The organism is Sphaerospermopsis sp. LEGE 08334, from assembly GCF_015207205.1.
GTDB lineage: Bacteria > Cyanobacteriota > Cyanobacteriia > Cyanobacteriales > Nostocaceae > Sphaerospermopsis.
In genome coordinates this window covers 1-21,424 of sequence record NZ_JADEXH010000052.1, presented here as the reverse complement: position 1 = coordinate 21,424, position 21,424 = coordinate 1, and the positions used below count along the sequence as shown (strand labels likewise).

At 37.2% G+C, this 21,424-nt stretch carries 19 protein-coding genes; 10 read left to right on the top strand and 9 right to left on the bottom strand.

Going from position 1 to position 21,424, the window contains the following annotated elements; genetic code table 11:
* Positions 1-24 precede the first annotated feature (24 nt).
* From IQ237_RS22520 to IQ237_RS22490, 7 genes are all read left to right on the top strand, one after another.
* Positions 25-1,785: a DnaJ domain-containing protein gene (locus IQ237_RS22520; RefSeq protein ID WP_194059204.1), complete on the top strand. Its 1,761-nt coding sequence runs from the start codon at positions 25-27 to the stop codon at positions 1,783-1,785.
* An 842-nt stretch (positions 1,786-2,627) separates the two neighbouring features.
* Complete coding sequence (locus IQ237_RS22515) at positions 2,628-4,088, top strand: glycoside hydrolase 100 family protein (protein ID WP_194059202.1); 1,461 nt, start codon at positions 2,628-2,630, stop codon at positions 4,086-4,088.
* A 367-nt stretch (positions 4,089-4,455) separates the two neighbouring features.
* Entirely contained in the window at positions 4,456-4,707 is a 252-nt protein-coding gene (locus IQ237_RS22510) for a hypothetical protein (protein WP_194059200.1), read from the top strand.
* A gap of 224 nt (positions 4,708-4,931) precedes the next feature.
* Positions 4,932-5,156: a ribbon-helix-helix domain-containing protein gene (locus tag IQ237_RS22505; protein ID WP_194059198.1), complete on the top strand. Its 225-nt coding sequence runs from the start codon at positions 4,932-4,934 to the stop codon at positions 5,154-5,156.
* Positions 5,143-5,481 (top strand): type II toxin-antitoxin system PemK/MazF family toxin, encoded by a 339-nt coding sequence (locus IQ237_RS22500; RefSeq protein WP_194059218.1) that lies wholly within the window; start codon positions 5,143-5,145, stop codon positions 5,479-5,481. The genes IQ237_RS22505 and IQ237_RS22500 overlap by 14 nt, the downstream gene beginning before the upstream one ends.
* A gap of 80 nt (positions 5,482-5,561) precedes the next feature.
* On the top strand, positions 5,562-6,902 hold the full coding sequence (locus IQ237_RS22495) for a 16S rRNA (cytosine(967)-C(5))-methyltransferase (RefSeq protein WP_194059197.1): 1,341 nt from the start codon (positions 5,562-5,564) through the stop codon (positions 6,900-6,902).
* A gap of 57 nt (positions 6,903-6,959) precedes the next feature.
* Entirely contained in the window at positions 6,960-7,382 is a 423-nt protein-coding gene (locus IQ237_RS22490) for a TerB family tellurite resistance protein (protein ID WP_194059196.1), read from the top strand.
* A gap of 232 nt (positions 7,383-7,614) precedes the next feature.
* On the opposite strand, the gene psb35 is transcribed toward IQ237_RS22490, so the two are convergent.
* Positions 7,615-7,809, bottom strand: a complete 195-nt coding sequence (gene psb35, locus IQ237_RS22485) for a photosystem II assembly protein Psb35 (protein WP_194059195.1) — start codon at positions 7,807-7,809, stop codon at positions 7,615-7,617.
* An 84-nt stretch (positions 7,810-7,893) separates the two neighbouring features.
* Positions 7,894-10,185, bottom strand: coding sequence for a penicillin-binding protein 1A (locus tag IQ237_RS22480; protein ID WP_309225804.1), 2,292 nt, complete (start codon positions 10,183-10,185; stop codon positions 7,894-7,896).
* 371 nt (positions 10,186-10,556) lie between these two features.
* Here IQ237_RS22480 and folK point away from each other — a divergent pair, with 371 nt between their 5' ends.
* Both folK and IQ237_RS22470 read left to right on the top strand, forming a co-directional pair.
* Entirely contained in the window at positions 10,557-11,054 is a 498-nt protein-coding gene (folK, locus tag IQ237_RS22475) for a 2-amino-4-hydroxy-6-hydroxymethyldihydropteridine diphosphokinase (protein ID WP_194059194.1), read from the top strand.
* 98 nt (positions 11,055-11,152) lie between these two features.
* Positions 11,153-11,701 carry an NUDIX hydrolase gene (locus IQ237_RS22470; protein ID WP_194059193.1) on the top strand — a complete coding sequence of 183 codons (549 nt, stop codon included), beginning with the start codon at positions 11,153-11,155 and terminating at the stop codon, positions 11,699-11,701.
* A gap of 338 nt (positions 11,702-12,039) precedes the next feature.
* On the opposite strand, the gene IQ237_RS22465 is transcribed toward IQ237_RS22470, so the two are convergent.
* The gene (locus IQ237_RS22465; RefSeq protein WP_194059192.1) at positions 12,040-12,819 is read right to left on the bottom strand and encodes a phosphate ABC transporter ATP-binding protein; all 780 of its coding nucleotides are present in this window, start codon (positions 12,817-12,819) and stop codon (positions 12,040-12,042) included.
* 300 nt (positions 12,820-13,119) lie between these two features.
* Here IQ237_RS22465 and IQ237_RS22460 point away from each other — a divergent pair, with 300 nt between their 5' ends.
* Positions 13,120-14,334: a lipopolysaccharide assembly protein LapB gene (locus IQ237_RS22460; protein WP_194059214.1), complete on the top strand. Its 1,215-nt coding sequence runs from the start codon at positions 13,120-13,122 to the stop codon at positions 14,332-14,334.
* Positions 14,335-14,617: 283 nt separating this feature from the next.
* Here the strand turns inward: IQ237_RS22460 and murQ are convergent, their stop codons facing one another.
* The 6 genes from murQ to IQ237_RS22430 form a co-directional block, all read right to left on the bottom strand.
* Positions 14,618-15,538, bottom strand: coding sequence for an N-acetylmuramic acid 6-phosphate etherase (gene murQ, locus IQ237_RS22455; protein ID WP_194059191.1), 921 nt, complete (start codon positions 15,536-15,538; stop codon positions 14,618-14,620).
* Positions 15,539-15,717: 179 nt separating this feature from the next.
* Positions 15,718-17,019: a proton extrusion protein PcxA gene (locus tag IQ237_RS22450; RefSeq protein WP_194059189.1), complete on the bottom strand. Its 1,302-nt coding sequence runs from the start codon at positions 17,017-17,019 to the stop codon at positions 15,718-15,720.
* A gap of 300 nt (positions 17,020-17,319) precedes the next feature.
* Entirely contained in the window at positions 17,320-17,994 is a 675-nt protein-coding gene (locus tag IQ237_RS22445) for a carbonic anhydrase (RefSeq protein ID WP_194059212.1), read from the bottom strand.
* Between the two features lie 155 nt (positions 17,995-18,149).
* Positions 18,150-18,782, bottom strand: a complete 633-nt coding sequence (locus IQ237_RS26460) for a P-II family nitrogen regulator (protein WP_228020611.1) — start codon at positions 18,780-18,782, stop codon at positions 18,150-18,152.
* A 96-nt stretch (positions 18,783-18,878) separates the two neighbouring features.
* Positions 18,879-19,853, bottom strand: a complete 975-nt coding sequence (locus tag IQ237_RS22435) for a sodium-dependent bicarbonate transport family permease (RefSeq protein ID WP_194059187.1) — start codon at positions 19,851-19,853, stop codon at positions 18,879-18,881.
* Positions 19,854-19,971: 118 nt separating this feature from the next.
* Positions 19,972-21,360, bottom strand: a complete 1,389-nt coding sequence (locus IQ237_RS22430; RefSeq protein WP_194059185.1) for a cell wall metabolism sensor histidine kinase WalK — start codon at positions 21,358-21,360, stop codon at positions 19,972-19,974.
* Positions 21,361-21,424: the final 64 nt, after the last annotated feature.

Genomic DNA, 21,424 nt, shown 5'->3' with positions numbered 1-21,424 from the left:
ATTATCGTAACTTAATATCATACCATGCAACCAACATCCAAAACAGGCGTAACATTCATTACTACTGGAACTATCACAGGTGCGGGTATCTTCTCCACAGTGGGAGGGATGGGAATTGCCGGAAGCTTTGGTGCAGTGGGAATAGGTGCAACTGCTGTTACTGCTGCGGGTGGGGTTGTCGGTGCTGCTCTCTACGGTGCATTTACAGGTATAACCACAGGTGATCAAGCCGCTTTTAGCACAATGGGAATAGGTGCTATTGGTGGTTTTGGTTTTTCGCAAATTGTTGGTAGCATAGGATTTGTAGCACCTAAAATTGGTTTAGCCTATGGTATTGGTGCTGCATCAATGACGGGAATAGGTGCGGTTTTGGGACTTGCTGCTTATGGCGTTTTTAAAGTATTAGATAATTCTCAATTTCAAGAAACTCCCATGCAAGTTTTTGAAAGCATGGAAACAAAAGTCTCAGAAATGGACTATTACAATGCTGCATTATTAGAATTATCAGGTATAGATATTGACCAAAAATTTGCAGATTTAGAAATTGAGGATGAGTTAGAAAAATTCAAGGCTAAAATAAATGATAAGTCAAATTATCAAAGTCATCAATTTGAAAATCAACAATTTGAAAATCAACAACTTGAAAATCAAAATATATCTTTGAATAACCAATTACCCGAAAATTGGCAATGTGTAAAAACCTTAAAAGGACATTTTGCTAAGGTTAACGCAGTAGCTATTCATCCCAATGGTAATAGTTTAATTAGTGGTAGCGATGATAAACAAGTGATTTTGTGGGACTTAAAAACAGGAAAAATTTTATATAATTTTGTCGGACAAGGAGAAGCAGTTTTATCAGTTGCTATTAGTCCCGATGGTAAAGAGATAATTAGCGGTAGTGTAGACAGAAAAATTAGCAGTTGGCAATTAGAAACTAAAAAATTTAACCGGACATTTTATTATTTAAATAATACCTACAGTCATCATGGTTTTGTGAATGCAGTCGCTTACAGTGGAGATCACAGAATTATTGTTAGTGGAAGTACAGATACAAAAATTATTATTTGGGGGAGACACACGGGACAATACAAACGCATTTTAAATGGACATACAAAAGCAGTCTTAGCTATTGCTATTAGTCCTGATAATAAGACTTTAGTTAGTGGAAGTGCTGATAAAACTATTAGAATTTGGAATTTACAAACTGGTGAGCAAAGGTTTATTATCAATGAACATTTAGCAGAAGTAAATACATTAGCTATTACTCCTGATGGTAAAATTTTGCTTAGTGGAAGTAGGGATAAAACTATTAAAATTTGGAATTTAGACACAGGAGAATTATACTGCACTTTTATTCAACATTCCACAGAGGTTTTAGCTATTGCTATTCATCCAGATGGTAAAACTATTGCTAGTAGTAGTCAAGACGGAATTATCAAACTTTGGAATTTACAAAATGGGGAAATTTTAGAAACTCTTTCTGGGTTTAGTCCTTTGGTATTTTCACCCGATGGTAAAATGCTTGTCAGTGGTGGTAAAAGTGGAACAATCAAAATTTGGCAACAGCTAAAAAATCGGGAAAATGTAAATTTAACTGGGGAATGGTGGGAAATTTTAGGAGTTGATAAAAATGCTCATGGTGAAGATGTAAAAATTGCCTACCGAAAATTAGCGAGATTATATCATCCTGATATTAACAATACGGATACTGCTAAAGCTGCAATGCAAGCAATTAATCAAGCTTATCAACATTTTCAGAGGCTTGTTAATGTTAACAGGGGTTGATTAATCTGATTTAAAAATTCAAGAGTAATATAGGGTAATATGTAGTTAATGTGACAGATTTTACGAAAAATAGCAGTATGAGATATTATGATTCATGTCTGGTAGATTTTTGGTGAATTTAGCAGCATGAGCTAGTTATTTGTGATTTGGTTTGATGATTGGGTTATAATGTTGAAATTTTCCAGAAAATTGACATTTTAAATTTTTTAATGATCCATATTGCATATTGCGAAAAAACGTTATAAATTGTTAAGTTAAAGGGGAATAATTTAACCAGCAGTTGCAAACAGTCAATCATTGTCAAGTAAATATACTGTAAGGGGTTGGAACTTCATTATTACGATCCTAAAACAGCATGAGGGGTATGTTTTTGTTTGTAAAAGCACTATCCTAGATTTTTTCATGGGATAATGCGGAATCTCAAAATATATCTTGTATATTTTGCTGTAATTTTTCTGATGAATATTTTTTGTATTGTTTGATGTGAATAGCTAGAATACCGATTCATTCATCGTCAGGGAGAAGCATTCGGACAGAATATGAACTGGTTTCAGCGATAGGTATTACCCGAATGCTTCGCCCCTACAAGGTAAAAACAAATTACCTAGCATTACTGAATCGACGCTCTAGATTCTAGATAATTGATCAAAAGCAAATTAACTAATTATGACCTGATTAATTTGCTGAGAATCAGTAATTGTAACTGATTTTGTTTGAGGATTGCTACTAATGATTGTTATTTGCTACTGCTCAAGTTATATGCTGCTGAACATAGCAAATACTCATGAGAAATAAAGGCGCATTCACCACAAATTCACTATCTCAATGGAGTTATTCTGGCGATGCAACTAAATCAATTAAGTACAAGTGAAACTATAAGTGAAACTATAGAAAACGAGGCATGGCAAGCATTAGAAAATTCAATACTTTACTATAAAGGTCGTCCTATTGGTACGTTAGCGGCTTATGATCCATCCGTAGAAGCATTGAATTATGACCAATGTTTCATTAGAGATTTTGTTTCTTCAGCGTTGATTTTTCTGATTAAAGGTAGAACGGATATTGTCAAAAACTTCTTGGAAGAAACGTTAAAGTTACAACCTAAAGAAAGGGCGTTAGATGCTTATAAACCAGGAAGGGGTTTAATTCCAGCCAGCTTTAAAGTTGTGACTATTAATGGGGAAGAATTTTTAGACGCTGATTTTGGAGAACACGCGATCGCTAGAGTCACACCTGTTGATTCTTGTTTATGGTGGCTGATTTTATTACGTGCTTATGTAGTCGCTACCAATGATTATGAATTAGCTTATCAACCCGAATTTCAAACAGGTATCCGGTTAATTATGGAAATCTGTTTGGCAAATCGTTTTGATATGTATCCCACCCTATTAGTTCCCGATGGCGCGTGTATGATTGATAGACGCATGGGAATTTATGGACATCCTTTAGAAATTCAAGTTCTATTTTTTGCCGCATTGCGTGTAGCGCGTGAGCTACTAATTTGTAAAGGTAATCAAGATATTGTGGAAGCAATTGATAACCGTTTACCTTTGTTATGTGGGCATATCCGTAAACATTATTGGATAGATATTGCTCGGTTAAATGCCATTTATCGTTTCAAAAGTGAAGAATATGGTAAAGCAGCAGTGAATCTATTTAACATTTATGTAGATTCTCTGCCTTATTATGAATTAGATAAATGGCTACCCAGAAAAGGTGGTTATTTAGCAGGTAATGTGGGACCATCCCAGTTAGATACTCGTTTCTTTTCCCTCGGCAACTTAATGGCTATTATTTCCGATCTTTCTACAGAAGAACAATCCCAAGGGATTATGACTTTAGTTGAAGAAAGATGGGATGATTTAGTGGGAGATATGCCCATGAAAATCTGTTTTCCGGCTTTAGAAAATGAAGAATACAGAGTTGTCACAGGATGCGATCCTAAAAACATACCTTGGTCTTATCATAATGCCGGAAGTTGGCCAGTTTTAATGTGGATGTTAGCAGCAGCAGCAGTGAAAACTAATAAAACTGGGATGGCTAGAAAAGCAATAGAAATTGCTAAATCTCGATTGAGTGAAGATGAATGGCCAGAATATTACGATGGTAAAAAAGGCAGATTAATTGGTAAACAAGCGCGGAAATATCAAACCTGGACAATAGCAGGATATTTATTAGCGAAAGAACTCATAGATAATCCTGATTATTTACCATTAGTTAGTTTTGATAAATTACCCCCAGAAACAGTTTCTAGAGCTTGTGAATTTGAAGTGGGTAATTTAGATTCTTATATGAATTTATAAATCGTAGGGTGGGTTAGCGTCTGTCTTACCCACCTTTATTTGTAGATCCCCCTCCATCCCCAAAAGGGGGACTTTGATTAATTTCCCCCCTTAATAAGGGGGGTTAGGGGGGATCAGAGGGTTTTGGATACACCATGAGAGACTTTTTAAACATAATTTAAAACTAGCATAATTGACATTGTTAAATGAGATAAATTAGATATTTGTACTTTCAATATACCTCTAATATACCTTGAATATACTTTATTTTATATCTACTTTGAATATACCTATCTCTATACTTTCACTCGACTTCATGTCTGTAAATTCATGACAATATAAAAACAGGAAAGAGAAAAACACATTAATATCAAAGGTGGTCAAAACCATGAAAGAATCAATTAAGAAAGAATTACTCCGTCAAGCAAAACTAACTTTTAATGTTGCTGTGTCTGTCTCTGCTATTTCAGCTATGATTACTTTATCTGGAGTAGGTTTAGTCTATTTCAATCAATTATCTGAAGCTACTTTAACAGGAAGTGCTGGTGCTTTGGCAACGATGACCTGTTTAAATATGGCGAAGGAAGCTAAAGATGAACTTTTGAAAATTCTGGAAGATGAGGAAGAAGACGAAAATTAGCTAAACTCACCCGGAAATCAATTTCCGGGCTAATAGCTCAATTAGGTTAAAACATACTATAATTAACTAAAAATTCAATCATAATTGATGTAAAAATATCTAATTAATGAATTGAAAATAGTCGGTTTTAACCGACTTCCGCTATGAGACAGGGAATTTATTCCCTGGCTGACTATCTATGCTACTATAAAGTAGGAAAAATATAATTACCATTTGGTAATACCATGCAATCTGAAAAAATTTCCATTTCCTTACCATCCCCTTTATTGCAGTTTATTGAAAATTACAAATTAACTAAAGGTTGTAAATCTCGTTCAGAAGTGATTGAACTAGCTATAGAACTATTGCGTTATCAAGAGTTAGAACGAGCTTACCAAGAAGCAGCAACGGAAATTAACTCAGAATGGGATGTAACTGTAGGGGATGGACTCAGTGATGAAACGTGGTGAAATATATTTTGCAAATCTCAGTCCCGCAATAGGTTCAGAAATGGATAAACGTCGTCCTGTACTTATTGTTAGCAATGATGCTAATAATAATGCTTCTACTACGGTAACGATTTTACCCATTACATCTAATACCAGTCGTATATATCCTTTTGAGGTTTTATTAAATCCAGAAGATTCTGGTTTATCTAAACCTTCTAAGGTGCAAGCGCAACAAATAAGAACAATTTCTAAACAGCGCATTTTGGGAGATGTCGTCGGGTGTTTAAATCAAGATTTGATAGATTTAGTAAATGATGCTATTAAGTTACATTTGGCTTTGGAGTAGCAGATATTAAAACTATTTTCTTCTAACTTTTTGGTTTTACTGAATTTAATTTTATATTTTAATAATGGTGTAAGTATTCCATGTCTAACCCCCGTCAAGCTGCATTTACCGCCCTCAAAGAAGTACACAAAGGAGCTTATACCGATGTCGCCCTCGACCGTGTATTACAAAAGTATAAATTACCCGACAATAACCGTCGGTTAATGACAGAATTAGTCTATGGTAGTGTGAGAAGACAACGCACTTTAGACGCTATTATTAATCAACTGGCTACGAAATCAGCACTCCAACAACCACCAGACCTGCGGACAATTTTACATCTGGGTTTATATCAACTCCGTTATCAAGAAAAAATTCCTGTTTCTGCTGCTGTAAATACTACCGTAGAACTAGCAAAAACAAATGGTTTTTCTGGTTTAACTGGTTTTGTTAATGGTTTTTTACGGCAATATTTACGCCTTTTACAAACATCCTCAGAACCATTAAAATTAACAGAAAATCCTGTAGAAAGATTAGGAATTTTATATAGTTTTCCAAATTGGATCATTGAAGTTTGGTTAAAACAATTAGGTTTTGAGGAAACAGAAAAACTCTGTCAATGGATGAATCAAACCCCGACTATTGATTTAAGAGTAAATATTCTTAAAAGTGACTTAGAAAAAGTAGAATCAACTTTTAAAGATGCTGGTATTTTAGTCAGAAAAATTCCCCATTTACCCCAAGGTTTAAGATTAATTAGTAGTACCGGAGCGATTCAAAATTTACCCGGTTTTCAAGAAGGTTGGTGGTGTGTGCAAGATAGTAGCGCCCAGTTAGTTGGTCATTTGCTTGACCCCCAACCTGGTGAGGTGATAATTGATGTCTGTGCAGCACCAGGAGGAAAAACTACCCATATTGCAGAGTTAATGGGGGATAAGGGCAAAATTTACGCTTGTGATAAAACTGCTTCTCGTTTACGCAAACTTACTGAAAATGCTCAACGTCTAAATTTACAATCTATCGAAATCTGCACGGGGGATAGCCGCACTTTTACCCAATTTCACAACATCGCTGACCGTGTATTATTAGATGCTCCCTGTTCTGGGTTGGGTACTATGCACCGTCACGCTGATGCGCGTTGGCGACAAACTCCCGCATCTGTACAGGAATTAGCCCAAATCCAAAAAGAGCTAATATCACATACTGCCAATTTTGTCAAGCCTGGAGGGGTTTTAGTTTACGCAACTTGTACACTGCATCCACAGGAGAACGAAGAAGTAATTTCTGAATTTTTAGCAACCCATCCCCATTGGCAAATTGAACATCCTAGCTTTGATTTTCTGGATATTTCTCACCCTGGGTGGTTGAAGGTATGGCCTCATCAACAAGACATGGATGGTTTTTTCATGGTGCGTTTAAGAAAAACCAAGGATTCCGAGTGAATACTTTTTACCATTGTACCATTTAACCAAAGCCCGAATCTATGAGAAGAGGCAACAATGGTTAGTAATTCTCATGTTAAAAATCTAGTTAAAATCCTGATTGGAGCAGCTTGGATTGATGGTAGAATCCAGCCAGAAGAAAGACAATATCTGCGGGAAATAGCTCAGGCTAAGGGTTTAGCCACTGATCCAGAGATTAAACCTTGGTTGTATGAATTAGTACCAGTCAAACCAAATCAATGTTATGAATGGGTGAAAGAATATTTAGGCGATCGCCCTAGTTTAGAAGAATGTGAAACTCTGATTGAAGCTATCAGTGGATTGATTTACAGTGATGGTGAAGTAGCCATTGAAGAAGCTAAACTACTCACCACATTAGAGGAGTTGAGTAAATCCCATGATTCTACTCAACCAATTTACACCGCACTGTTAAAACAAATTCAAAAGCTTTATCGTCGTTGGGTGGATGTGCAGAATTAGGTAATGGGTAATGGGTAATGGGTAATGGGTAGTCAATTCAATACTTTTCGGTTAAAATCCCCCCGGCTGCGGCGAACCCCTTTTTAAGGGGGTAAAATACGGTTAAAGCCCCCCTTTTTAAGGGGGGTTGGGGGGATCTTCGCGGTTTTGAAACATTAACCGAACAGTATTGGTAGTCAATTTGATTTTATGCAATCACCAATTACCAATCACCAATTACCAATTACCTAATTTACTCTTTATCCACCTTGGGTACAAAATCAGGACGTTCTTTGCTTTCCCAACCTGCGGGACGTTTTGAGTTGTACCAAGCGATTGAACCGATGGTGACAGCCGCAATAAAACCAACTACATACACTAAAGTAAAAGCTAATGGAAAATGATTACCGGCTGCGACTGGTGCTGCTGTTTCAAGTAATAAATTCATGAGTATATTATCCTACCGTTCATAACACTTCTTTACAAAGTATAAAACGAGTTGACCATCTACATCTGTCACCAGTGGGAAATATTACTCACCAGAGGAGGAAGAAGAAGATGAAGAACCAGGTTTAAGGCGTTCTCTCCAGGAAGGTTTGGACGGGGAAGATCCAGAGGAATTATTGTTTACAGGGGGAGCAGAATTTGAATCTTGGCTGCGGTTTCGTCTTCTAGAACGAGATGATTCTGCACCAGAATTATTCCCTGATTGAGAATCAAAGCGCCTCCGTCTTCTGGAAGTGGACTCTTCTTGTTGTCGGTAACGTCGTCTACGTCTTGAAGTGTAGTTTGATTGCTGTTCTACTTCAGAATAAGAGCTTCTGCGTCTGCGTCTGCGTTTGGTTGATGAATCATCATCATCCTGATCTGATTGTTGATCATTAGATGCAACAGATGCAACGGAAGTATTAACAATTTTTTTCGGTTTGATGGGTTGGGCTTTGATCGTACCTTTGCGATTTTCTAATTTAGGTCGTTCAGGAAACTTTTCTACTGGCATTCCTTCTACTGCTGTTTCCATAAATTCATGCCAAGTATAAGCGGCGCTGGTGCTACTACCATTAGTAGGGCGGTTATTGTCATTACCTAGCCAAACTCCGGCAACTACTTGGGGAATATAGCCTATAAACCACAAATCACGGGCTTCGTCAGATGTACCAGTTTTCCCTGCTACCTGTCTATCATTTAATTGGGCAGCCCCACCAGTACCATTTCTGACTACATTCCGTAGCATCCAAGTCATGATGGCGGCGCTATCGGCATCTAAAGCCCGTTGAGGTCGGAAATCAGCGGACCAAATCACATCACCCTGACGGTTGAGGATGCGACGAATTCCATGCGCTTCTGTATGTAAACCTTGGGTAGCAAAAGAACCATAAGCACTGGTTAATTCTAGGAGATTGACTTCGTTAGAACCAAGTGCTAAAGAGTAGGTAGGCTTGAGTTCCGATTTAATCCCCATATCCTGTGCTAGTTTAATGGTTGGCTCATATCCCACATCTATTAATACCTTGACTGCAATTGTATTAATAGAACGGGTAAGAGCATCTTTGAGATTCATTGAGCCATAGAATTTTTCATTGTAGTTTTTTGGTTCATAACCATCAATGACTAATGGTGCATCTACGTAGCTATCATAGGGACTTTTTCCTGTAGCGATCGCTGCCCCATAGACAAAACCTTTAAATGTTGATCCTGGTTGTCTTTTTGCTTGAGTTACACGATTAAACTGGTTTTGACTAAAGTCTTTACCTCCTACCATTGCTTGAATTTCCCCGGTGCGGGGATCGATAGCTACTAAAGCAGCTTCTTTAAACTTTGCCCAACTACCTTGAGTTCTCAGAGTTTTAGCCACTGCTGCTTCTGCTGCCTTTTGCCAAGTTGGGTTTAAGGTAGTTTCTACTACTAACCCTGCTGCTGCTAACACATCAGGCTGAACATATTTTGGTAATTCCTGCTGAATGTAGGAAGTAAAGTAAGGAAACTCAACTTGAAAGCGTCTGGGTAAATTGCTATTTACTGTGAGTGGTTCTTGAATAGCTGCTTGCTGTTGTTCTGGTGTAATTACGCCATCGTCCAACATTCTTTTTAACACCCGATTTCGCCTTTCTATAGCTAATTGAGGATTTTTATTTGGGGCGTAAGTGTTGGGAGCAGGAGCAAGTCCGGCAATGGTGGCCATTTCTGATAAGGTCAGTTGATCCACGGATTTATTAAAATATACCCAAGCGGCATCTGCTACACCATAAGCACCAGAACCCAAATAGACTAAATTCAGATAACGCTCTAAAATTTGGTCTTTACTGAGTTCTTGTTCCATTTTCTGAGCCAGACGCACTTCCTTTAGTTTGCGCCAGATGGTGCGCTCTTGGGTGAGAAAGAGTATTCTTGCTACTTGTTGGGTAATAGTGCTACCACCTTCTACCACATCTTGCGATCGCAAATTATTCACAAATGCTCTGAGAATACCTTGAGCATCTATCCCATTGTGCTGTTGAAATCTTCTGTCTTCTGAAGCGATAAAAGCGTTCTTTAAGTTCTCTGGTATTTGTTCCAGCTTTAGCTGTTCTCTGGTTGCTTCTCCTTGCTGCTGGAGAACAGTTCCATCACTAGCTTTAATAGTCAGTGTTTGCTCTCGTATTACCGCATTCAGTTCTGATTTATCCGGTAAAGAACTGTCTATTACACTAATCCCATAATTACAGGCAATGATCCCGCCACCTAAACTGACTACACCTAAGCCTGTCCAAAACCAAAACTGCCGATAAAAAGGTTTATCACTCCTACCAAGTCTGGCAACCATCCCAGATGATAAAGTAGTCATCTGGTTAAGTAACTGCCTTGCCTTCACCAGCATAGTTGGCGGTAGGTGTTCATGTGTGGACTCCTCGTTTGTGGACTCCTCGTTTTTATGATGATTCCCAAGTGGCAAGAGCAGTTTCTCCTCAGAGCTACTTCAGTTGATTATTGATGCCGAAAGGCTCGTTTTGCTGCGCTCACAGCGTTAGATCATCATACCCCATAAATAATCAATTAATTCAGTGTAAAATTGATTTATTTCCCAAACCGTTATTTCCATTGGCTTTTGAAGATGATTAAATAATTGTTGGGATATCAAAACATGGGAAAAAGTTTGTAGCTGATGCAGCAAAACTGATCCCCGGCCTCCTAGCAAGAGCATTCAGCAGCAAAAGAATGTCTAAAAAATTCGCCAGAAGTGCGATCGCTCTCGGCAGTAATATGGGTGATCCCCAAGGAACTTTAGCAGCCGCTTTAGAGACTTTAGCCCAAACTCCTGGTATTATTGTCGAAGCAAAATCCAGTTGGTATAGAACCAAAGCCGTAGGACCGCCACAGCCAGATTATTTAAATGGCTGTTCCATATTGCAAGTAGAAATGTCTCCACAAGCTTTATTAACCAGCTTGTTAGCAATTGAACAAAAATTTGGTCGTGTGCGTCGAGAACATTGGGGACAGAGAACCCTGGATTTGGATTTATTGTTGTATGATGACTTAATCTTAAATGAGCCAAATCTTCAGATCCCCCATCCCCGGATGCACGAGCGAGCTTTTGTCCTAGTCCCATTGGCAGAAATTGCCCCAGATTGGAGAGAAACAGTATCTGGTTGTACAATTCGGAATCTGCTGCAAGAAGTAGACCGTTCTGATGTACACTTAGTGAAAGATGAATAACCGACTATTAAATTACCATCCTTGGCAGCAGAAACACCCTGATTTCCCAAGCATCCCCCGTATATATTCTGAGTATTTGCAGACAATAGAATTGGACTATGCCACTAGGTAGAGAATTACCACAGCTACTCAAGCAACGTTTGTTTCATAAAGGGCGTAAGTTTGACTTTGAAGTGAATCGTTTGCGTTTACCTAATAAATCTGAAGGAGAATGGGAGTGTATTCGTCATCCCGGTGGCGCTCTGGCTCTTCCTGTTACCGACGATGGTAAACTGATTCTTGTCCGTCAGTATCGTTTTGCAGTTCAAGGTAGGTTGTTAGAATTTCCCGCAGGAACGGTAGAACCTAATGAAGAACCCTTGGAAACAGTGAAAAGGGAAATACAAGAAGAAACTGGCTACCGCGCTCATAAGTGGGATAAACTAGGAGAGTTTTTCTTAGCTCCTGGCTATTCTGATGAAATTATCTATGCTTTTTTGGCTAGAGATTTGGAAAAGCTGGAAACTCCCCCACAGCAAGAAGAAGATGAAGATATCGAAACTGTATTTTTGACTCCTGAACAACTAGAAACAGCTATTCGTGAAGGAGAACCTGTAGATGCAAAAACTATAGCCAGCTTTTTCCTAGCCCGTTCTTTGTTGATGTAATGCTGATATGCTGCTAGAAAAGGCACTTGCTGATGCCTACGGTACAGGTTAGGAATCTGATTCATAATTAGGGGTTGCTGAGAAAGTCTTGTCGTGATGACAGGGAACAGTTTTAGCTATCTGTCATCCCCCCATTTTGGGATTTCTTGGTTTCAAAATGCACGGTTTTTCAGGTATACCCTTCAAAAGTCTTGCACTTTTTTCCTCTTTATCAACCTCAAACCTTTGATTTATAAAGGGTTGCGCTTTATTCAGCAAACCCTAATTATGAATTATCAATTATCAATTATCAATTATCAATTATCAATTATTTATCCCAGCTATGATAGAAACCAGGTTTAACGGAAACGTCCAGAAACATAATCTCGCTGGCGATAATCAAAGTTATGGGTGATAAGTTTCTTGGTAGGGGCAAATTCTAGCAACTGCCCAATATGATTTTTATTGTAGTAAAATAAAGCTGTGAAATCTGATAAACGAGAAACTTGTTGGATGTTGTGAGAGACAAATACAATTGTTAATTCAGAACGCAAACATTCGATAAGTTCCTCAATTTTCATCGTAGAAATGGGATCAAGTCCTGCACAAAGTTCATCCATGAGGAGGACTTGCGGTTTAACTGCTAAAGCACGGGCAATACACAACCTTTGTTGTTGTCCAAAGGATAATTCTAAAGCCGATTTATGAAGTTTATTTTTGAGTTCTTCCCAGAGTTCGGCAGCTTTTAGTGCTGACTCGACAATTTCATCTAATTCTGCTTTGGGATGCCATCCGATTAATTTTACTCCATAAGTTACATTATCATAAATACTCATGGGAAAAAGATTTGGTTTACCATAAATTAAAGTAATTTGACGACGTAGGCGATTTAAGTTGACACGACGACCATAAATATTTTGACTAAAAAATTCTATTTTCCCTTCAACTTGTACTTCTCCTTCTAGTTCAATCATGCGATTGAGAGATTTCAAAAATGTGGACTTACCACAACCGCTAGGTCCCATAATCGCGGTAATTTTATTTTGGGGAATATCCATTGAGACATCTTCAATGATTTTTTGATGTCCGTAATAAAAGCTAAAATTTTTAACTCGGATGGCAGGAATTATTTTACTCATAGGGAATAGGGAATAGGGAATAGGGAATAGGGAATAGGGATTTATGTTGTGAATTAATCTAAAATCTAAAATCCAAAATCTAAAATCCAAAATCTAAAATTTAATGACTAAGAAACATAGAGGAGGAGTTAGGAGTCAGGAGTCAGGAGTCAAATTAGCAATTACCAGTAATCTTACGCCATAATCAGGGTTACAGTCTAGGATGTTAACTGGGATGTTAGCAAGAAGATGCTAATACAAGATTTGACGGGTAAATTTTCTAGACTATTTTTAACAGGACAGGAAAAAAGTGAGTTGTTTATGGTAAGACGCTTGAGTTGTATAGTGACTACTATTATTGTCTGGCATCTGTGCAGTTTTGTCACACTGGCACAAAATAAAAAACCAGAACAAATGAGGTGGTTTCCTCCGAGTCCTTTGGAAATGACTACACCTGATCCTCTGGTGAGGAGTTCATGGAAAAAACAACCGTTAACTACTGAGGAATTGCAACAGTTGGAAACTGCACTGGATGAGTTAAACCAAGAAGCGACAACGACTTTTCAAAGGGGAGATAAAACCGCTGCTTTTGATATTTGGAATAGAGAATTACGAATGCGGCGCTTTTTAGGTTCTTTAGCCCAGGTGCAAGCTTTATCAAGGGTGGGGGCGATCGCGTGGCAGGAAAATGAGCGTGAACAGGTAATGTATATTACCCAGCGGTTGCAAGAGATTGAAAAACAGATGTTAAAGGAGAAAAGTACAGATTTGCAATTATGGCGATCGCTTGGTGAAGCTTACCAAAATGTGCGTATTCCCAAATTAGCTGTAGGTGCTTACGAGCAGATTTTAACATTGGTGAGACTACAAAAAGATGTTAATACTGAATTAGCAACTTTAAATACTCTTGGGGAATTACATTTAAGTTGGTTTGATTATTCTCAAGCTGCTAAAACTTACGAAGAATTGCTAAATTTTGCTACTAACAGAGGTGATAGGAACAATGAATTAGCATATTTGCAACAACTAGCTTATATTTATGAACAGGGTAAACAACCCCGACAAGCGATCAATGTTTTGAATAAGTTAGCGGCAATTTATAATAGAAATAAGAATCTTACTCAAGTGCCGGCTTTAAAAATCAAAATAGCAGAAAATTATCAATCTTTGATCAGAGAAAATCCCAATTTTCTGCAAGAAGCTTTTAATAATTATCAAGAAGCTTATGTTACTGCTTGGAAATTAGAACAGTATGTGGCGGCGAGTGAAGCTTTGCAGAAGTTAATTAGGTTGTATCGTTCCCAAAATCAAATTAATGAAGCTTTGCAAGCTAGTAGAATTTTGTTAGAAACTGAAACATTAGCAACCAATTTTTATGGTTTGATGCAAACTTATGATCAAATGGGAGAAATGTATTTAGAAAAGAAAGAAGAGGGAAAAGCATTAGCAGCGTTTGAAAAGGGATTAGAAATAGCGCGACAACTGAAACATCAAGAGACATATTTTGCCCAGAAGATTGAAACATTAAAACCTTGATTTATTGAGGTTTTTGTCAGAATCATGATTTCCAGGATTTGAGGATTTCCAGGATGTTTGTGAGGCTTTGAATAGAGCTAAAAATAGCTGATTTGTAGGCTTTCACACCCGCCCAGAAATGAATTTCCGGGCTAATAGCCAAAGTAAACTAAAGTTTACTAAAAGATTTGCGGTTGATTTTAGTCATCTTTAGATGACTTTTGCTATTAGACTGGGAATATGGCTTACGCCACGCTTCGCTATCATTCCCAGGCGGGTTTAAAATGAGTCTTAGGGAAATCTATTATTTCTCCTGTTTATAACTATCCACCGCCACACGCAAATTACCTTTATGCGCTGCTAAAAGTTCCTCACCTGCGGTTTTATCTAAACCTGTCCAGTGCATTAATAAAGCCAACTTCACCCATTTTCCACTGCGTTCTAATAAGAAACCTGCGGCTTCTCGACTTAAACCAGTTAAATCTTGTAAAATTCTTAAAGCGCGATCGCGTAATTTTTGATTTGTTACCGCAACATCCACCATTCTATTACCGTAAACTTTCCCTAATTTCACCATCACGCTGGTAGAAAGAATATTTAAGGCCAGTTTAGTTGCAGTCCCAGCTTTCAAACGAGTCGAACCGGCTAATATTTCCGGTCCGGTTAACAAGCGAATATCAATATCTGCATCAAAAGGAACTTGTTCGGCGGGAACACAGGCGATAAAAACCGTTAAAGCTCCCCTTTGACGTGCTGCTTTTAATGCACCTTGAACATAGGGAGTAGTTCCCCCAGCGGTGATCCCGACGACTACATCCAGTTGATTAATTTTATGTTGGGCGATCGCACTTTCCCCGTCTTCCGCTAAATCTTCTAAACCCTCAGAACTGCGTAACAACGCCCCCGCACCACCAGCAATAATACCCTGTACCAACTCTGGAGGAGTGCAAAAAGTAGGTGGACATTCAGCCGCATCTAACACCCCTAACCGTCCACTTGTTCCTGCACCGATGTAAAATAAACGTCCACCTTGATGCAAACGTTCTGCCGTCTTTTCAATAGCTGCGGCTAACTGAACCTTTGCACCGGCAACAGCAGCTACAGCTTTTTGGTCTTCAGTATTAAATAATTCTACCAATTCCAAAGAATTTAGTTGGTCTAAATTCAGACTATTAGGATTTACTTGTTCTGTTAAAAGATGTCCGCGCTCTTGTAAATTTGTCATTTTTCAGTTATCAGTAATCAGTCAATACTACTCGGTTCAGGTTACAAAATAATTGATATTGTAATTTCGGTTACGAGATAACGCAACCCAAGGGAAATTTTTTTCCCCTTTAAAGGGGAGGTTTTAAACCTTAAATGAAACAATTGTCAATTGTCAATTATCAATTATCAATTAATTACCTATTCATTCATATTTTTCAGTGTTGCTACTGCTGAAGGTGAAATTTGGTTCAGATAACGGAAAACCCAATACTTGAATATAGTATCTAGAATTACTGGGAATGTAGCAATAAATAGGAAAATAGCATTTCTATCTGCGGCAATACCCAAATGACTAGCAATACTTTCTAAAATCACTTCCCAACCGTGAGGAGAATGGAAACCTACAAAAATATCTGTGAATAAAATAATGATAAATGCTTTGGCACTATCACTTAAACCATAAATAATTTCATTCAACAGATTTTTAATAGCTATCACCCCTTTTTTATTGGTGACTACCACAACGGCAAAAGCAAATAAACCTAATAAATCAGCAAAAAAATTTGCCACTGCACTATTACTTTTATGTTTAAATTCTTCTGCTAATTCTTCTGCTTTGAGTGAAATTTTTTCTTCCATAGCTTCCGCAGAAATTTGAGGAGAATGTTTCAATAAATTGTCAAATTTTAATTCTTCCTCAAAAGACTGCAATTCTTTTAGTGCTTCCTCTTTCATTTCCCAGTTCAGAAAAATAGGTGTACTTTCAACACTGCGAAAATTTTCTACAGCAGGAAGTATGAAAAACTTTTTAGACAATTCTTGAGTTAACAAGGGAATGAGAATTAATAACAACAAACAGTTAATAGCTCGTTTGGTAATTTTTCTCGATGCTTGAAAATTCCGCAATACCTCCTGTTCAGAACTTGGACTCATATCATTGGTAATTTTGCGAAATGTTCTACCAATTGATCTGGGAAAAATACCAGTTTTTTTGGTGACTGGTTCAATATTTTCTAAACTGAGTTTTGATGTTAGTTGAGATGAATTTTTTGGTGTTTGTTGGTGAGATTCTAACTTGGCAATAGTTGGGTTTTGAGAATAATCTACAACATTAGAATTAGATAATTCTAGATCCTCATTATTGTATCTGGAGAGAACTTCATCAATTAATTTCAGTTTATCCAAAAAAGCGTAATTAGAGTTTTTGATAAAAAAACGACTCACTTTAAATTCTACAACTCGGATTTTAATAATCTTTAAATATTTTTCCACATCTGTCTGAAAACAATCTAAAACATTTTGACTGTAATCACCTGACTGACTAGATACTTTATCCCCTGCAAAATGTTCTAATTCAATATCTTTAATTTTTAAAGCCATTTTATATGCTTGTTCTAATGCTCTTTCTGGTGTGCGGAAAAACCATTGACTCCCTATATTTAGGTGATTATTTTCTTCAGCTATTTTATCTGAAAAATCTGAATGTACGTAATTTTTCATTTTGATGGTAGATGGCTAAATGTTTACTAACTCAAGTTGCTAGTTATTTGTTAAGGCTGGTAATGGGTAATTGCTAATTAAAATTCTGTTATTATCCTGTTAATTCTTAAATCCTGGTTATCCTGATTCTGACATTTTCCCTAACTAGCAACTTACGTTACTAAAAAAATCAAAAAATGAGGTAGATAAACTTTGAATTAATTGATAAAAATTGATTTTTTAAATCCAAAGTTTATGTATTTATCAACTTTAATTTTTCTACCTCATCAAAAAATAAATATTAAATAAATATTGTCTCAATTAACCTGCTTTTAAACAAGCTAAAGGATCAGGAACAGGAAAAGCGTCAGAACTTAAAGGAACAAACTTACTATCATTAGCATTGTAAGCAAAAATTTGTCCTGTTTCTATTTCATAAACCCACGCATGGAGAGAGATTTTACCACCATGTAATTTAGAACGAATTACAGGATAAGTTTCTAAATTTTCAATTTGAGTTAAAACATTTTCTTCTACAGCTATTTTTAGCAATGTTTCCCCATCATAATTTTGATAGTTTTCGCGTAACAGACGACGGGTAGATTCAGCATTACGTTTTAACCAATCATAAACTAAAGGCATTTCATCAGATAAATTATTTAATTGTAGTAGTCCCTTCATGCTGCCGCAGTGAGAATGACCACAAACAATAATATGCTTAATATTTAAAGCAGCAACAGCATATTCAATCCCCGCACCTTCGCTACTATTAGGACTTCCATGTGTGGGAATAATATTACCCAAATTCCTGATAATAAACAATTCTCCCGGTTTGGTTTGTGTTAATAAATTCGGATCAATGCGGGAATCAGAACAAGTAATAAATAGAATTTCAGGAGTTTGTCCTTGAGATAATTGGCGGAACATTTCCTGATGAATTGTGAAATAGTTAGTTTGAAATTCGTTCAGTCCTTTGATAATTCTTTTCATTGGCATTGTAGAATTCATAGAATTATGATTTTACCTTTGTTGTCTTGCTTTTTGGCTGTTTTTTTCCTTTATTCTTTCTTTGGTAGTTGCTGGTAGTGATGACTTTAGTCATCCAAATCAGGACTTTAGCCCTGACTCCTGACTCCTGACTCCTTAATTATTTAGTGATTAACCCATTTTGCATCAGTCACTAAACACACACCTCCGATTTTTTTCAGCAGCGGTGTGATTTTGTCCACTAGGTTATCTAATTGTTTTTGATTGGTACAGACTGTCATAATATAACTATTACTAAATCCATAGTCAATATCGGAAGATGCTAAACCTCGATCACCTTTACCAGACGTATCTTTAATAATTGTATATCCCGAAACGAAGACACTTTCTAAAATGTTCAGAGCATCTTCAATGTGAGATGTATCAATAACAATCTCTACTTTTTGGACTTCTTGCATAATAGGGATTGATAAATTTAGACTTGTTAGACTGGGAGAAAAGTCATCTGATATCTGAGAATTACTTGCGGTAATTAAACAAATACCACCGATGGTTTTGAGGATTGGTAAAATATCTCTTAACAGGTATTCAAATTGTGTTTGATTAGTGCAAATAGTAGAAATATAACTATTGCTAAATTCTCGCCCCAAATCGTTATAACAAATACCCCTATCCCCTTTACCAGAAGAATTTTCTATTAATGTATATCCAGGAACTCTCACAGAATTAAGGATATCTATTACTTCTCTTTGTTCCAGGGAGCTAACAATGATTTCTACTCGGTTAACGAGTTCCATAAATAACACCTAGACTAATACCTATTGGACAGAAAACAGCAATTTCTCATGTTTGTAATTTCATGTTTGTAAATCTATGGTCAAAAGACTAATGATCTATACACCAACAAGTTTTAAAATTTGTAAGTAAAGAGGAATTCCCACAATAATATTAAAGGGAAATGTTAAAGCTAAAGCCATAGAAACATAAAGACTAGGATTAGATTCGGGAACAGTTAATCTCATTGCTGCTGGTACGGCAATATAAGAAGCACTGGCACATAAAACCGCAAATAAAAGTCCGTTTCCTTCTCCCATTCCCAAGACTTTTGCAATCAAAATTCCTAAGATAGCATTGACAACAGGAATGAAAACAGAAAAACCAATTAAGAAAGAACCTGTTTTACTTAAATCTTTAATTCTTCTGGCTGCTACTAATCCCATATCAAGTAAAAAGAAAGTCAGCGCACCGTAGAAAATTCCTTGAGTAAATGGTTGTAATTTTTCCCAACCTTTTTCTCCTGTTAATAGTCCAACTAACAAACTACCAACTAACAAAAATACTGAGCCATTTAAAAAAGCTTCGTGCATCACTTTTACCCAAGAAAATCCTTCTTCACCTTCTGTCTTGGGTGCAAATGCTCTCACCAGAATTAAGCCGATAATAATAGCTGGAGATTCCATTAAAGCTAATGCTGCTACCATGTGTCCACCATAGGGAATGTGCAGTTTTTCTAGGAAAGAACTAGCGGTAATAAAGGTGACTGCACTAATAGAACCGTAGGTAGCAGCGATAGCAGCCGCATTGTAATGATCAAGTTTGAGTCTGAGAATAAAAAATGTGTATACTGGTACAATAGAAGCCATGACAATAGCAACTATCAGCGTCATTGCTATTTGCGAGTTAATGCCACTTTCTGCTAGTTCATGTCCGCCTTTAAAACCAATGGATAACAGTAAATACAGTGAAAATAATTTTGGTAAGGGTTGGGGAATTTCTAAATCTGATTTTAGAAAAACCGCCAGCATTCCCAAAAAGAAGAACAACACAGGGGGATTGAGAATGTTAAATAGAATTAAACTGCCATCCATTGATTTTTTCTTTCCTCAGCATTAGAAAACTTTATGAACTACCCTCTAAATTAGTCCACAAATTTTAAGAAAAGCATGAGAAGAAATTAAGAATTTTCTTAGAATTAGTTAGGCAGTATCAAAATGGTAATTCTACAGTGAATGTGGTGAATTGATGGGGGTTGCTGGTGACATAAATTTTACCACCGTGTAAGCGAACAATTTCATGGGCGATCGCCAAACCTAATCCTGAGCCACCTGTATACCGTGAGCGATCGCTTTCTGCACGATAAAAACGCTCAAATAAATGGGGTAAATGTTCCGCTGCAATTACTTTACCCGTATTAGTGATAGTTACTTTCACATATTCACTTTCACGATATGTTTCTACACTAATTTTACCTTCGGGGGATGTGTACTTAATGGCATTATCTAGTAAATTTAAAAACAAACTGGTTAAGTGATCAGAATTGCCAGTAATGTAAAGGAAGGGTTTTATACTTGCACAGATGGTAATATTTTTATCTGCTGCTAAAAGCTGAATTTGCTCGATGAGAACTTCTAGTAACTCGCTTAAATCAACATGAGTCAAAGTCCATTGATATTCAGATTCACTTTGATCCAAACGAGTGAGAAAAAGCAAACCATTAGCAAGACGAATCAAACGATCAACTTCCCGTTGTAATTCTTGTAAGGTATGATGATATTCTTCTGGTGTACGCTCTCTACTTAAAGTTACACCCAGTCTGCCTTTAATCACTGTTAAAGGTGTGCGTAACTCATGAGAAGCATCGGCTGTAAATCTGCGTTCATGCTCAAATGCAGCCTGCAAGCGATCTAACATCCCATCCAAGGTGACAGCTAATCTTCCCACTTCATCTGTTGAACCTTGATCACCGATGCGCTGGGTAAAATCATTAGGTCCTATTGCTTGGGCGGTGCGAATAATGCGATCAATAGGACGTAACGCTTGATCCGCTAAAAATAAACCTCCACAAGCTGCAATTAAAAGAATTAAAGGAAAACTCAAAAGCATCAAAGTCAGCAGATGTTCTGAAGCTTCAGAAATAGGATCTAGAGATTGGGCAACTTGTAACCAACCAGCGGTTGAAGATAAAGATAATGGTTGAGTATAAACTCGCCAAATCTTGCCGTATTCGGTAACACTGGTATAACCCATTTTTACAGGCATCATCGGTGGTATGGTTTTGTAACTACCGATACCATCCCATATTTCTCCTTGGGGAGAAACCAAACGCACGGAAAAACCAGCATTAGTTAACTTACGGGTAATAGTTTCAGACTGTTGTTTGATCTTCAAAGTAGGATGACCATCCACCTGAATAACTTCAGTAAAAGTTTCCGAAGCTGCAACCTGCAAAGCTGTGTCTAATTGACCAAGTAAACTATGTTTTAATTGAATATATAAATAGGTATCGAAAACTACTAGCGTACAGCCCAAAAGCAGTATGTACCATGTTGTTAGACGAGTTCTAATTGTACTTTGATTAAATCGTTGAAAAAACATACAGCAGGAGTCAGGAGTTAGGAGTCAGGAGGCAGGGGAGGCAGGGGAAGCAGGGGAAGCAGGG

Coding starts and splice junctions, on each gene's coding strand:
- IQ237_RS22520 (WP_194059204.1), top strand. CDS start 25: ATGCAACCAACATCCAAAACAGGCGTAACATTCATTACTACTGGAACT.
- IQ237_RS22515 (WP_194059202.1), top strand. CDS start 2,628: ATGCAACTAAATCAATTAAGTACAAGTGAAACTATAAGTGAAACTATA.
- IQ237_RS22510 (WP_194059200.1), top strand. CDS start 4,456: ATGAAAGAATCAATTAAGAAAGAATTACTCCGTCAAGCAAAACTAACT.
- IQ237_RS22505 (WP_194059198.1), top strand. CDS start 4,932: ATGCAATCTGAAAAAATTTCCATTTCCTTACCATCCCCTTTATTGCAG.
- IQ237_RS22500 (WP_194059218.1), top strand. CDS start 5,143: ATGAAACGTGGTGAAATATATTTTGCAAATCTCAGTCCCGCAATAGGT.
- IQ237_RS22495 (WP_194059197.1), top strand. CDS start 5,562: ATGTCTAACCCCCGTCAAGCTGCATTTACCGCCCTCAAAGAAGTACAC.
- IQ237_RS22490 (WP_194059196.1), top strand. CDS start 6,960: ATGGTTAGTAATTCTCATGTTAAAAATCTAGTTAAAATCCTGATTGGA.
- psb35 (WP_194059195.1), bottom strand. CDS start 7,809: ATGAATTTATTACTTGAAACAGCAGCACCAGTCGCAGCCGGTAATCAT.
- IQ237_RS22480 (WP_309225804.1), bottom strand. CDS start 10,185: ATGACTACTTTATCATCTGGGATGGTTGCCAGACTTGGTAGGAGTGAT.
- folK (WP_194059194.1), top strand. CDS start 10,557: ATGTCTAAAAAATTCGCCAGAAGTGCGATCGCTCTCGGCAGTAATATG.
- IQ237_RS22470 (WP_194059193.1), top strand. CDS start 11,153: ATGCCACTAGGTAGAGAATTACCACAGCTACTCAAGCAACGTTTGTTT.
- IQ237_RS22465 (WP_194059192.1), bottom strand. CDS start 12,819: ATGAGTAAAATAATTCCTGCCATCCGAGTTAAAAATTTTAGCTTTTAT.
- IQ237_RS22460 (WP_194059214.1), top strand. CDS start 13,120: ATGGTAAGACGCTTGAGTTGTATAGTGACTACTATTATTGTCTGGCAT.
- murQ (WP_194059191.1), bottom strand. CDS start 15,538: ATGACAAATTTACAAGAGCGCGGACATCTTTTAACAGAACAAGTAAAT.
- IQ237_RS22450 (WP_194059189.1), bottom strand. CDS start 17,019: ATGAAAAATTACGTACATTCAGATTTTTCAGATAAAATAGCTGAAGAA.
- IQ237_RS22445 (WP_194059212.1), bottom strand. CDS start 17,994: ATGCCAATGAAAAGAATTATCAAAGGACTGAACGAATTTCAAACTAAC.
- IQ237_RS26460 (WP_228020611.1), bottom strand. CDS start 18,782: ATGGAACTCGTTAACCGAGTAGAAATCATTGTTAGCTCCCTGGAACAA.
- IQ237_RS22435 (WP_194059187.1), bottom strand. CDS start 19,853: ATGGATGGCAGTTTAATTCTATTTAACATTCTCAATCCCCCTGTGTTG.
- IQ237_RS22430 (WP_194059185.1), bottom strand. CDS start 21,360: ATGTTTTTTCAACGATTTAATCAAAGTACAATTAGAACTCGTCTAACA.